The organism is Pseudomonas sp. PSPC3-2 (assembly GCF_049897085.1).
Classification (GTDB): domain Bacteria; phylum Pseudomonadota; class Gammaproteobacteria; order Pseudomonadales; family Pseudomonadaceae; genus Aquipseudomonas; species Aquipseudomonas paraveronii.
In genome coordinates this window covers 212,096-225,558 of the sequence record NZ_JAFCVO010000010.1, presented here as the reverse complement: position 1 = coordinate 225,558, position 13,463 = coordinate 212,096, and the positions used below count along the sequence as shown (strand labels likewise).

At 59.7% G+C, this 13,463-nt stretch carries 9 protein-coding genes; 5 read left to right on the top strand and 4 right to left on the bottom strand.

The window, feature by feature from the left end:
- The first annotated feature begins 154 nt into the window (after nucleotides 1–154).
- Nucleotides 155–3,532, top strand: coding sequence for an ATP-binding protein (locus tag ACP7CJ_RS18500; RefSeq protein WP_426100978.1), 3,378 nt, complete (start codon nucleotides 155–157; stop codon nucleotides 3,530–3,532).
- Nucleotides 3,513–4,211: a response regulator gene (locus ACP7CJ_RS18495; protein ID WP_426100976.1), complete on the top strand. Its 699-nt coding sequence runs from the start codon at nucleotides 3,513–3,515 to the stop codon at nucleotides 4,209–4,211. The genes ACP7CJ_RS18500 and ACP7CJ_RS18495 overlap by 20 nt, the downstream gene beginning before the upstream one ends.
- Here ACP7CJ_RS18495 and ACP7CJ_RS18490 read toward each other — a convergent pair.
- Both ACP7CJ_RS18490 and ACP7CJ_RS18485 read right to left on the bottom strand, forming a co-directional pair.
- Nucleotides 4,208–5,320 (bottom strand): HD domain-containing phosphohydrolase, encoded by a 1,113-nt coding sequence (locus ACP7CJ_RS18490; protein WP_247399789.1) that lies wholly within the window; start codon nucleotides 5,318–5,320, stop codon nucleotides 4,208–4,210. The two genes, ACP7CJ_RS18495 and ACP7CJ_RS18490, sit on opposite strands and share 4 nt — an antisense overlap.
- Nucleotides 5,310–8,114: an ATP-binding protein gene (locus ACP7CJ_RS18485; protein WP_426100975.1), complete on the bottom strand. Its 2,805-nt coding sequence runs from the start codon at nucleotides 8,112–8,114 to the stop codon at nucleotides 5,310–5,312. Before ACP7CJ_RS18485 ends, ACP7CJ_RS18490 begins: the two co-directional genes overlap by 11 nt.
- A 396-nt stretch (nucleotides 8,115–8,510) precedes the next feature.
- On the opposite strand from ACP7CJ_RS18485, the gene ACP7CJ_RS18480 reads away from it, so the two are divergent.
- Nucleotides 8,511–9,389: a GGDEF domain-containing protein gene (locus ACP7CJ_RS18480; protein WP_247399785.1), complete on the top strand. Its 879-nt coding sequence runs from the start codon at nucleotides 8,511–8,513 to the stop codon at nucleotides 9,387–9,389.
- 66 nt (nucleotides 9,390–9,455) lie between these two features.
- On the opposite strand, the gene ACP7CJ_RS18475 is transcribed toward ACP7CJ_RS18480, so the two are convergent.
- A complete protein-coding gene (locus tag ACP7CJ_RS18475; protein WP_426100974.1) occupies nucleotides 9,456–10,367 on the bottom strand; it encodes a DMT family transporter in 912 nt (303 codons plus the stop codon).
- A 151-nt stretch (nucleotides 10,368–10,518) separates the two neighbouring features.
- Nucleotides 10,519–11,349 (bottom strand): IclR family transcriptional regulator, encoded by an 831-nt coding sequence (locus tag ACP7CJ_RS18470; RefSeq protein ID WP_247399775.1) that lies wholly within the window; start codon nucleotides 11,347–11,349, stop codon nucleotides 10,519–10,521.
- A gap of 242 nt (nucleotides 11,350–11,591) precedes the next feature.
- Here ACP7CJ_RS18470 and ACP7CJ_RS18465 point away from each other — a divergent pair, with 242 nt between their 5' ends.
- Both ACP7CJ_RS18465 and ACP7CJ_RS18460 read left to right on the top strand, forming a co-directional pair.
- A complete protein-coding gene (locus tag ACP7CJ_RS18465) occupies nucleotides 11,592–12,620 on the top strand; it encodes an ABC transporter ATP-binding protein (RefSeq protein ID WP_426100972.1) in 1,029 nt (342 codons plus the stop codon).
- Nucleotides 12,617–13,462: an ABC transporter permease gene (locus tag ACP7CJ_RS18460; protein ID WP_276197726.1), complete on the top strand. Its 846-nt coding sequence runs from the start codon at nucleotides 12,617–12,619 to the stop codon at nucleotides 13,460–13,462. The genes ACP7CJ_RS18465 and ACP7CJ_RS18460 overlap by 4 nt, the downstream gene beginning before the upstream one ends.
- Nucleotide 13,463: the final 1 nt, after the last annotated feature.

Genomic DNA, 13,463 nt, shown 5'->3' with positions numbered 1-13,463 from the left:
GGGGGCTTGCTCCCGATGGCGGTGGGTCAGTTGCGCATCCGTTGACTGACACACCGCCATCGGGAGCAAGCCCCCTCCCACATTTGGATCTCAGCGCACTCGAGGGCATGGAACTTGCTCATTTAACCTGGCCCTCTTTCCGGAGCACCCCACCGTGCACCCCACCTCTGGCACCCAGCGCATCGTCAAGATCCGCCGCGACTACAACTCCTGGGTCGCCGACGAGACCATGGAAGACTACGCCCTGCGCTACACCCCAAAATCCTTTCGCAAATGGTCGGAGCTGCGCATCGCCAACACGGCCCTGGGTGCGGTGTCGTTCCTGGCGCTGGAGGCGATTGGCGGCGTGTTGGTGCTCAGTTACGGCTTCACCAATACCTTTTGGGCGATCCTGGCCATCAGCCTGGTGATCTTTCTTACCGGCCTGCCCATCAGCTATTACGCCGCCCGCTATGGCGTGGACATGGACTTGCTGACCCGCGGCGCCGGCTTTGGCTATATCGGCTCGACCATCACTTCGCTGATCTACGCCAGCTTCACCTTCCTGTTCTTCGCCCTGGAAGCGGCGATCATGGCGTTGGCGCTGGAGTTGTATTTCCATATCCCGCTGGCTTTCGCCTATGTGATCTGCTCACTGTTGGTGATTCCGCTGGTGGCCTACGGCGTCACGCTGATCAGTCGCCTGCAACTGTGGACCCAACCGCTGTGGCTGCTGTTGCTGGTGCTGCCCTATGGTTTTGTGTGGTGGAAAAACCCTGACGCCTTCAGCGACTGGACCAGCTTCGTCGGACGCAGCGGCGACGGCGGCGGTTTCAACCTGCTGGCGTTCTGCGCCGCCTGTACCGTGGCGCTGTCGCTGGTGACACAGATCGGCGAGCAAGTGGACTACCTGCGCTTTCTCCCGGAAAAGACCGCCGCCAACCGCAAGCGCTGGTGGGCCGCCCTGCTCTGCTCCGGCCCGGGCTGGATTATCCCCGGCGCGTTGAAGATGTTTGGCGGCGCGTTCCTGGCGTTCCTTGCCCTGCAACATGAAATCCCCATGGAGCGCGCCGCCGAACCGACCCAGATGTACCTGGTCGCCTTCCACTATGTGTTCAGCTCGCCGGAATGGGCCCTCGGCGCCATGGTGCTGTTTGTGTTCATCTCACAGATGAAAATCAACCTGACCAACGCCTATGCCGGCTCCCTGGCCTGGTCGAACTTCTTCGCCCGCGTCACCCATAGCCACCCCGGGCGCGTGGTGTGGCTGGTATTCAACGTGGCCATTGCGTTGATGCTGATGGAGCTGGGCGTGTTCGATGTGATCGACCAGGTGCTGGGGCTGTACGCCAATATTGCGATTGCCTGGATTGGCACGTTGGTCGCCGACCTGGTGATCAACAAGCCCCTGGGCCTGTCGCCCAAACACATCGAGTTCAAACGCGCGCACCTCTACGACATCAATCCGGTGGGCGTCGGCTCGATGCTGATTGCGTCGTTGCTGTCGATCCTCGCCCACTTCGGCCTGTTTGGCGCCCTGGCCCAGGCCGCCCCGCCCTTTGTCGCGCTCGGCACGGCGCTGGTGATGGCGCCGCTGCTGGCCTGGCTGACCCAGGGCAAGTACTACATCGCGCGCACCAGCGACGCACAACTGATTCACCCGGTGGCACCGGCCACCCATGCGGTCTGCGGGCTGTGCAGCAACCCGTTCGAGACGGCGGACATGGCGTTCTGCCCAGCCTACAGCACGCCCATTTGCTCGTTGTGTTGTTCGTTGGATGCGCGCTGCGGCGACCGTTGCAAACCCCATGCGCGGCTGGTCAGCCAGTTCGAAGGCGTACTGCGCCGGTTGCTGCCCCACAGCCTGATGCCACGCCTGCATACGCGGCTGGCCCATTACCTGGGGCTGTTACTGGTCCTGGTGCTGCTGCTCGCCGGCGCCCTGGCCCTGATCTACGTACAGGCGGCCCAGGGTTTGCCGCATTCGCAAACCCTGTACCAAGCGTTCTTCAAAGCCTTCCTCACCCTGTCGGTGCTGGCCGCCGTGCTCGCCTGGTGGGTGGTGCTGACGCGTGAAAGCCGCCGCGTGGCCCAGCAAGAATCCGACCGCCAGACTCTGCTGTTGATGCAGGAAATCGACGCCCACAGCCTCACGGACCAGGCCCTGCAACAGGCCAAGGAAGCCTCCGAAGCCGCCAACGCCGCCAAGAGCCGCTACGTCACCGGGCTGTCCCATGAACTGCGCACACCGCTGAACAGCATCCTCGGTTTCACCCAGATTCTGCAGCGCGACAGCGTCATGCCCGAGCAGCACCAGGACGCGCTGGCGACCATCCTGCGCAGCGGCTCGCACCTGCTGTCGCTGATCGACGGCCTGCTCGACGTGGCCAAGATCGAGGCCGGCAAGTTGCGCCTGGAACTCACCGAAATCCCCTTCCCCGAACTGATCCACGACCTGGAGCAGATGTTCACGCCCCAGGCCCAGGACAAGGGCCTGCGCTTTCGCCTGGATTGCGTCGGCAAGATCCCGGCGGTGGTGCGCGGTGATGAAAAACGCGTGCGCCAGATCCTGATCAACCTGCTCGGCAACGCGGTGAACTTCACCGACAGCGGCGAGGTGTGCCTGCGGGTCAGCTACATGCGCGAGACCGCCAACTTTGAAATCATCGACACCGGCATCGGCATCGACCCCGGGCAGATCGAGCGGATCTTCCAGCCGTTCGAGCGCGGCGACCTGATGCGCCAGGACAAGGGCGTCGGCCTGGGGCTGACCATCACGCGCATGCTCACCTCGCTGATGGGCGGCGAGTTGCGCGTCACCAGCGAGCTGGACAAGGGCACCTTCTTCCAGGTGCGCTTGTTCCTGTCCCAGGTGCGCGCGCCGCAGGCGGTGGTGCATGTGGAACACGACATCATCGGCTACCAGGGCGCACGCCGACGGATTCTGGTGGTGGACGACCATGTGGACCACCGCAAGGTGCTCAGCGGCATGCTCACGCCGTTGGGCTTTGAGGTGATCCAGGCGAGTAATGGCCAGGATGCGATTCGCCAGGTCGCGCTGCTGGCGCCGGACCTGATCCTGATGGACCTGTCGATGCCGACCCTGGATGGCCTGGAAACCAGCCGGTTGATCCGGCGCAATGCGCTGTCCACTGCGCCGATCATCGTGATCTCGGCCAACGCCTTTACCGACGACCGCGAACGCAGCATCGCCGCCGCCTGCAACGACTACCTGGCCAAGCCGGTGCGCACCCCGGAACTGCTCGGACGCCTGCAACAACACCTCGGCCTGCAATGGCTGCGGCGCACCAAAACCTTCGTCGCGCCACCACCGCCCAGCGTGCTGCCGAGCGCCGATGACCTCGCCGCGCTCGCCGAACTCAGCGCAATCGGCTATGTGCGGGGCCTGCACGAAAAGCTCGACACGATCCTCGAACACCGCCCGGACGCCGCACCGTTCATCACCAAAGTGCGCGGATTGCTCAAGGGTTTTCGCCTGGATGAACTCAACCGAACCCTCAAGGAGGCCGAAGATGAATGTACTCACCCGTAGCACCGAACCCGGCGTGGTACTGATCGTCGACGATACCCCGGACAACCTGGCCATGCTCTCCGACGCCCTCGACGATGCTGGCTACATGGTGCTGGTGGCCCTCGACGGGCTCAGCGCGCTGAACCGCGTGCAACGAAGGCGCCCGGACCTGATCCTGCTGGACGCAATGATGCCGGGCCTGGACGGTTTCGAAACCTGCCGCCGGCTCAAGGCGCTACCGGCCAGTGCGGATATCCCGGTGGTGTTCATGACCGGGCTGACCGACAGCAAGCATGTGGTGCGCGGCTTCGAGGTGGGCGGCAGCGACTATGTGACCAAGCCGATCCAGACCGATGAAGTCTTGGCGCGGGTGGCGGCGCATTTGCGCACCTCGCGCATCCTGCTGTCCGCGCGGGCGGCGACGCAGCCGAGTGTGTTGACCCTGGAGGATGAGCCGGCGCACAAGCTGTTGTCGGCGCGGTTTCAGTTGACCGAGCGCGAGGTCGAGGTGCTGCGCTGGGTAGCGTGCGGCAAGACCAATCGGGATATCGGCGATATCTTGGGGTTGAGCCCAAGGACGGTGAACAAGCACCTGGAACATGTGTACGTGAAGCTGGGAGTGGAGACGCGCACGGCGGCGACGTCGGTGGCATTGGCGGCGATGAGCCCGAGCCGGGCGCCCATGCTGGCGACCCTTTAATCTGGGGGCTGGCCCGCGCCCGCTTTGGAGGGTCGTTGCGTGTGCGCGCCAGCCTGTTCGGCATCATCCTCAATGAGTTTTTCCACCTGGCCAAAACAACGGCACATCACCGTCACCAGTTCCGGATCAAAATGCATGCCCGACTGTTCAAGAATATAGGCCTGCGCCCGTTCAGGGCTCCAGGCACGCTTGTAGGGCCGCTCCATACGTAACGCATCATAGACATCACACAGCGCAACAATCCTTGCCGAAAGCGGAATGTCCTTACCGGCAAGCCCTTGCGGATAGCCGCTGCCGTCCCATTTTTCATGGTGACCATAGGCAATGTCCGCAGCCATATCGCTCAGCTCCGTGGCGTGAGCGTCCTGCAGAATTGCATGCCCTATGCGCGGATGGTCCATCATCTGCTGGCGTTCCTGCGCCGTTAATGGGCCGTCCTTATGCAAGATCCGATCAGGAATGCCAATTTTGCCCAAGTCATGCATCGGCGCCGCCAAGCGAATAAGGTCGCACCACGGCTGCGGCATACCGATTGCCTTGGCCATCACGGCGGCGGTTTCGCCAATGCGCAATACATGGGCGCCCGTTTCGTCATCGCGGTAGCAGGCCGCGCGACTCAATGCCCTGAGCATTGCGCAATAACTGTCCTCTAACTGAAAGGTGCGCTCGTGCACTCTTTGCTCCAGCGCGTGGTTCAGGTCTTGCAGTTGGCGGGTTGCGTGAGACAAACGCAGGGCGTTGCGTATGCGTAATAGCAGCTCGGGCAAATCCAAGGGTTTGAGCAGATAATCGTTGGCCCCCAGTTCAAGGCCGAGACGGCGGTTCTGCGGCTCGCTCAAGGCCGTCAAGATAATCACCGGAGACCTTGAACGATCGCGCTCGCTGAGTTGGCGCAAAATCTCAAACCCATCAGGTGCCGGCATATCCAGATCCAATAGCAGCAAATCCCAGGGTTGCTCCTTGAGCCAAACCAGACCGCTGGCCGAGTCGGCAAAACTCACAACGTGGCGCAAACCGAAGGCTTTCAAGCTGGAGTGCAGCAAGCGCAGGTTCGCAGCCACATCATCGATAATCACGATGCGGGTATCGGCAGGGATATCACTGAACATTCGGTGTCTCCACTTGCATCATCGCGTGTATGAGTTCGCGTAGTTCATTGGGCTCCAGCGGTTGTTTTAGCACTGCTTGAAATTCGCACCCCAGCGTCGCGAGCATGCGGGGTGATGTACACAGCAAAATAAGCGGGATTTGATCGCCGCCTGGCAAACGTCGTAACCGAGACAACGCATCGATCAAGTCATCTCCCAGTAAGTCACAGTCAATCAGCATGACGTCCGGCGCCGTGTCGTGCCGTACCTGCTCCAGGCATTCCGAAAGCATACCGTGGCGCAGTTCCACTATGCCCCTCAACGTGTCGTCAAGACAGCGCAGCGTCTCGTCGTCCTGCCCCACGAAACACAGCGACGGCAAACGCTTGCGGACCTTGGGTGCCGTAACGCCTTGGGGCAGATCGACCCAAAAGCGACTGCCAACGCCGGTTTCGCTGACGAGCCCCATGCTGCCATTCATCAACGTAGCGAGTTCTCGGCACAACGCAAGGCCGATACCGGCGCCTTGGATCGCGGTATTTTCCTGGCCCAAACGCTGGAAGGGCTCGAACAGCGCGCCTTGCAAGGCCGGGGAAATACCGGCGCCGCCATCTTCGACAAACACCCTCACGCGCCCATTGTGGAGTTCAGCCCCCACGAACAAACGACCGTGAGGGCGGTTGTACTTGATGGCGTTGGACAGCAGATTCAGCAGGATCTGGCGCAGGCGCCTCGCATCGGCCAGGACACTCAGCGTCGGGTTCGTCGACTGCAACTCAAGGTCAAGACCCGCAGCCTTGGCCTGGGAACGGACCATTTCGGCACATTCGCGCATCAGTCCGTTGACCTCCAGGACACGCATCTGCACGCGAGGCGCTTTAGCCTGCAGGCTCGACCAATCGAGCAAATCGTCGACCAGGTGGGCCAGGTGTTGGCTGGCGCCCAGGATCTCATCAAGGGATTTGGCCTCCTCCTGCCCATCGGCCACTTGCAGGCGCAATAACTGGGCAAATCCATGAATCGAATTCAGCGGTGTGCGTAACTCGTGGCTCATGCTGGAGATAAAACGCGACTTCGCCTTGCTCGCCCCTTGCGCTTCAAGGGTGCGCCGGCGCAAATCCTCTTCAACCTGTTTAAGCGTGTCGATATCGACGAACGTACCCGCGGACAAACGCATGCGCGTGTCGGGGGACTCGATCAGGCGGCCACGACACAGAAACCAGATCGGCGAGCCATCGGGCCGCAATAAACGTAACTCCAGGTCGATCACCGACGCCGTGCCTGCCCGCAACGCGCTAAGTGCCCGATCAAGGGCCTGCACATCCTCGGCGTCAACGTGATCGTAAAAACGGACGCGCTCCAGTTGAGACGCCGGTACGCCAAAACGCTTGCAGAACGCTTCGCTCAACGACAGGCAGTCAGTATCCAGGCGGTATTCCCAGAGCCCGGCGGTGATGCTTTCAACGACCAGGTTGAGGCGATTCTGAGCCGCGTTGCGCCGTGCTTCACTGGATGACAGTTGAGCGCCCATTGAAAGCACGTTGCCCGCCATCTCATCCAACTCGCGAATGGTCGATCGTGCACGCTGAGGGAGCAACTGGCCGTTACCAATTTGCTGCAGCATGTCTCTGATATCGCGGATCGGCCGCCGCAGGCTATGGCTCAATTTACGCGCACGAATCCACATGTAACTGAAGAACGCGAGGTAAAACATCACCAGCCCGGCAATCATCAAATAGCCGATGTTGCGGGAATGCAGTGCCAGGCTGTTCGTGGCTGCCATGACGTCCTCTTCATCAACGACCGCCAGCAATCGCCAACCCGCGGGTTTTACTTCGGCCCACGCGACAAAGTGCGTGCGCCCGTTGAGCACGACTTCGGCGTTGCCACGGCCATGCAGGGCGACAGCGGCGAGCAACTCCCGGGGGTTCACTGCGTCGGTTAAATCTTGACCCGTAGGGTTAAACTCAGCCTCATTCGAGGCGTTCGATCCCCAACGCCCCCAATCGTTTTTATCAAAATCATGTTCGGCTTCGGGCGGTAACACCATGATCTTCATATCCGCGCCGACGAGCATCAAGTACCCGCCCCACGGCACCTTAAGCGTGGAAATTTCTTTGAGCAACTGGCCCGCGGTGATATCCAGCCCGACCACGCCTTCGAGAAAGTTGCGTTCATAAACAGGCGCGATGGCAGACATCATCAAGCCATGACCTGCCGGATCGAGGTAGACGTCAGTCCAGCGAACCCCGCGCTGCGGGTTATGTTCGGCATCGGCCAGATAATAAAAGTTATAACTGGGTATCTGCATATCATGCGGATATTGTTCATCTGCACGAATCCACGGATAAATCCGGTTATAACTGTCCCATGCATTGAAATAAACACTGGCCACCATCGACTCATGATCGTTTATCGCACGCATCAATGGGTCGAGACTGGATAACTTCTGCACTTTACTCAGGTTCTGTTGCGCAACCGGTGTGACCGCCGAGTAGAACGACGCGGCCCCTCCCAGGTCTTTTCCACTGAACTGAGCCCCATCAACCGAGGTACTTAATGTTTCACTCAAGGGTGTTGAGGCGGCACGAAGTGCGTTAGCCGTCATATCCGCAAATAGCTGAGTGACATCAGCGATGTGGGTTAATTGATCCTGAATGATTCTGGTGTGCTGGTCGACGGTTGCGCCGAGGCTTTCAATTGCACTGCGTTCCAAATAATCGATCTGGGATACACGGATCGCCTGATTGGTCAGCAAGTAACAAGTAATCAGAATCGTCTCCACCAAGACCAACGGGATTAATGCACTGTGCATAAATGCCCGCCAAATCCAATGGCGCAAGCCTATTTGAGAAGCCCTTTCATTCACTAAGAGCACTCCTGCAAATGGCATCAGCCTTTATTTGAATAGTGGCAATACGATATCAACAAAAACGATAGCTCATCCGGTGAACCGTTTCCATGCTTTTTATGTGGGGAATTTTCAAAATGACGTTTGTCCTAGCGCAAACCCTTGTTATAGGGCGCTGGAAGACTGCCCGACGGGCCTACCCGACTAAAGTGTGTGAAAAATGACTTGCCAAAATATGGCGGCCGGCAGGCTCACCTGGCATACGCGTTCCCATGCCTACCTAATGCCTGCAAGATTACTCGCCGCCCGGCCTCTCGATCGAGATATGATCGAGCTCAATGAATCAGATCCCCACGACTTATGGCCGTTGATCTACAAGCGCTCTACCCCAAACTTATCCATCTGATGCTGGATACGGTATTTGTGGTTGATAGAAACGACCACATCGTTTTTGTGAGCGATGCCTGTGAGGCACTACTGGGTTACCGTTCTGACGAGCTGAACGGCACCCCTATCAGTCGCTATATGCATCCCGAAGACCTGACGGCCACACGGGCCTCGATTACCCGCGTCATGAATGGTCAATCTCACTTCGATTTTCGCAACCGTTACATCCGTAAGGATGGAGGAGTCGTGTACATCCTGTGGGCTGCATTCTGGTCGGAAGAGGTGGGTGCAAGGATTGGAGTCGCGCGCAACGTCACGGCGTTAGCTAAAGCCGAGGAGGAATTACGTTTCCTCGCCCATCATGATCCGCTGACAAAATTAACCAACCGGTCGATTTTCAGTGACCGACTGAAATCTGCCCTGCACGTGGCGCACCGTCACAATAGTCAGTTGGCTTTGCTATTTCTGGATATCAATGACTTCAAGAGTATCAATGATGTTCATGGCCACGCAGTGGGGGATCGTATTCTCTGCATGATTGCCCGACGTTTAGAAAACTGCACGCGTGCGACGGACACCGTGGCCCGAATGGGCGGCGATGAATTTACAGTGCTGTTGACAGATATCCATTCGAGAGACGCCATTACCAAGAAGTTAGAACAGATTCACACCGTCATGGCCGCGCCACTACCGCCTGAATTCGGCACACTCAAGATGCCGTCGTGCAGTATCGGCGCGGCCTATTATCCCGAGGACGGGAAGGACGCCGACACACTGCTTACCTACTCGGACAATGAAATGTACCAGATGAAAAGGCAGCGTTTTTTAGACAATAAAGCGCCCGGCACATAAGTAAAACGTAAGAAGTGTATCGGTCCGGCCAAGTCATAAATCGTTGAGGCCAGTTAAGTTGTTGGATCAATCCGAGGCTGATGAGCGTTCTTGCTTCGGCTTGCTCTTGCTGAGAACGAACCACACCGCTAAACAAATAAGCCCGCCGCCGTATAAATGTGCGGCCGAAAGACGTTCACCCAGGAACATCACACCCCACAGCACGCCGAAGGGAGGGATAAGGAAGGTCACGGTCAGCGAACGCACCGGCCCGATATCCGCGATCAAGCGGAAATACAGAATGTACGCACACGCGGTGCAGATGAAACCCAGCGCAACCAGTGCTATCCACACCTGCGGATTGCCCCAGGTCGCCGGTGGGTTTATTGCGGTTGAGATGCCGAAGAACGGCACGAGAAACAGCGTCGCGCCAATCTGACTGCCAAAAGCTACGAGTTTCGCGTCCAGCCCACCCTTGTCGGCGACCCATCGTTTAGTCAGAAACCCTGCTGCACCGTAGCAACTGGTGGCGACTAAACACGCCAGCGCGCCCATGACCACGCTCATTGAAAGCGTGACGGGGCCGGTGCTGGTCAGCAACGTAATGCCCATAAGCCCGATCAACACGCCGGCACCTTTTTTCAGTGTCAACGAATCGTTGAAACACATCCAACCGATCAAGACGCCCATCATCGGTGTGGTCGCATTGAAAATTGCTGAATAGCCGGCAGGTAACAGCAGTGCCGCCACGCTATACATCAAAAATGGGATGCCAGAATTGATAACGCCCAACACCATGATCTGCTGCAACTTGCCGTTGAAGTCGACTTTGGTTTTTAAAATGGCAAGAATAACGGCCAAGCCAATGGTGCCCAACAACACGCGGAAAAATGCAGTCGGCAATGCGCCCAGAACAGGAGCCGAGATGCGCATGAAGAGAAAACTGGCGCCCCAGATCGCCGCCAGAACAAGTAGTCGAACATAATCGGATAATTTCAATGGTGGACGCCTCTAAGTTTGGAGTCTCACCGTAAGGGTGTTCGACATGTGCCCGCACTCCGATTCTTGCTGCCGAAAACGGATGTGCGTTGAAGGGGTTGGCCGCTACGCTCTGGAGCTGGCGCGCAGCCGGTCTCGGTATCTGGATGACCTACCCACCAAAGGTCTGTGAGGGCCGGCGCAGCGTTGGATCAAACGGATTGATCCGCGGCCCAATCGCCGCCGCTTCGCGCTTGAGCAACTCCACCACCATCGGCAAGCGACTCGGTCCCAACCGGTCGCTGATGGTCGCCACGCTCAATGCTGCCACCGCATGGCCGTCGCGGTTCAGGATCGGCACCGCCAATCCCGCCATGCCTTCCAGCACGCCGGTATTGCGCGCCGCATAGCCCAGATGGCGCACGTTCTCCACTTCCGAACGCAACAGCACCTCGTCATACAGGTGAAAATCCTTGAGCCTGGGCAAGTTGTAGCGGATCACCGTCTCGCGCTCTTCCTCCGGCAAAAAGGCCAGGATCGCCAGGCTGCCCTGCCCCACGCCCAATGCCACGCGCCCGCCGATATCACCGGTAAAAGTACGAATCGGGTACGGGCCTTCGCTGCGGTCCAGGCAGATCGCGTCAAAGCCGCTGCGCGCCAGCAAAAACAATGAATCGCCCAGTGACGCACTGAGGCGCAGCATGCTCGGCCTGACCAGGTCGCGCAGGTTGCCGGTCTTGCCCGCGTTCGCCGCCAGGGCGAAGAACTCCAGGCTCAGGCGATAGCGTTTGCTGCGCGCGTCCTGCTCGACCATGCCTTCGTCGATCAGGCTGCGCAGCAGGCGGTGGGTGGTGGGTTGGGACAGGCCGACCTGTTGTGCGAGCTGGGTCACGCGTTCGCCACCGTCGGGCACGCCACCCAAGGTACGCAGCAATGCGAACAGGCGAGACACGCCGCCCGCGCCCACCTCCTTGGTATTTTCATTCCGCTCAGTGGAATTCATAACGCGCAATCTCATTAATAATTCTTGTCAGTGAATAAAACTGAAAAAACTACTCCATTCAGTGAAATTCTGTCTTCCGCCCATCCTAGTCTTCGTCCTAATCTGCGTCCACAGGGGCGAAATGAACAACAACCGGCAGCCGACTCAAGATCGAGCGCCAACGCACCCGCAACACCCTTTTCGCATCTGCCCAAAACAAAAAAGCGCGTTTCGACGCGACTCAAAACAGGTGGAACGCAGACATGGCATTTCTCCAACTCAACGCCTTGAGCAAACGCTACGGCGCCGTCGACGCGGTGGTCGCCACTGACCTTGCGGTGGAAAAAGGCGAGTTCGTTTCCCTGCTCGGCCCCTCGGGCTGTGGCAAGACCACCACCCTGCAAATGATCGCCGGCTTCGTCGACGTGAGCGCTGGGCAAATCCTCCTCGACGGTCGCGATATCACCCACGCCAAGCCCGCCAGCCGTGGCCTGGGGGTGGTGTTCCAAAGCTATGCGCTGTTCCCGCACATGAGCGTGCGCGACAACGTCGCCTTCGGCCTGAAGATGCGCAAAGTGCCGGCTGCCAAGATCGCCGCCAAGGTCAAGACCGTGCTGGAGCTGGTGCGCCTGGCTCCCCACGCCGACCGTTACCCCCGCGAGTTGTCTGGTGGCCAGCGCCAACGCGTGGCCCTGGCGCGCGCGCTGGTGATCGAGCCGCCGGTGTTGCTGCTGGATGAACCGCTGTCCAACCTCGACGCCAACCTGCGCGAAGAGATGCAGTTTGAAATCCGTCGCATCCAGTGCGCGGTGGGCATCACCACCCTGATGGTCACTCACGACCAGGCCGAGGCGCTGTCCATCAGCGACCGTGTGGTGGTGATGCAGGCCGGGCGCGTGACCCAGATCGACGTGCCGTACACGCTGTATGAACACCCACGGACGCGCTTTATATCGGACTTCGTCGGCAAGGCTAACCTGCTGGCCGGCGACTATGACGCACTCGGTATCCCGCAAGTGCGCCACGCCGGCGGCGACGGCGAGCTGGTCTTGAGCCTGCGCCCGGAAAAAATCCAACTGGTGGACGCCAGCGAAGGTCGCCTGCGGGGCCAGGTGCTCGACCGCTACTTCTTCGGCAGCCAGTGGCTGTACCGGGTCCATACCGCGTTGGGCGAAATCACCGTGGTGCGCAGCAACGACGGCAGCGCGCCGCTGGGTCGCGGTGCGGCAGTGGGCCTGGACTGGCAAGCCGACTTGCTGCGGGTGCTGACGGCGGATGAGGTGCACCCATGAGTCGCGGTTATTTACTCTCGCTGCCGGCGTTGCTGCTGTTCGCCGGGCTGCTGATTCTGCCGCTGAGCCTGACCCTGGTGCTGTCGTTCAACGTGTTCGATTACCAAGTGGGGGTTAAGGCCGATGAGTGGACCTTCGCTCATTATCTGTCGTTGTTCAGCGATGCGTACTTCTACGAAATCTTCTGGCGCACCTTCTGGATCAGCGCGTTGGTGACGCTGCTCTGCGTCGCGATCGGCGTGCCCGAGGCCTATATCCTCAGCCGCATGGGCACGCCGTGGCGCTCGATTTTCCTGATCCTGATCCTCACGCCGCTGTTGATTTCGGTGGTGGTGCGAGCGTTCGGCTGGAGCCTGTTGCTCGGCGCCGACGGGCTGGTCAACCAGGTGATCCAGGCACTGGGCGGGCGCCCGGTGAAGCTGTTGTACACGCCGTTCGCGGTGATCATTGCGCTGGTGCACGTGATGCTGCCGTTCATGATCATTCCGGTGTGGACCTCCCTGCAAAAGCTCGACCCATCGGCCGAACAGGCGGCTTTGTCGCTGGGCGCGAGCCAGGCCACGGTGATGCGCAAGATCGTGTTGCCCCAGGTGATGCCGGGCGTGCTGTCCGGCACCCTGATCGTGTTCGGCCTGGCCGCCAGCTCCTTTGCGATCCCCGGCCTGCTCGGCGGGCGGCGCCTGAAAATGGTCGCCACCGTGGTGTACGACCAGTACCTCTCGGAACTCAACTGGCCCATGGGCGCGACCATCGCGGTGGTGCTGCTGTTGGTCAATCTGCTGATCATGCTGAGCTGGAACCGCATGGTCGAAGGCCGCTACAAAAAGTCCCTGGGGGTTTAAG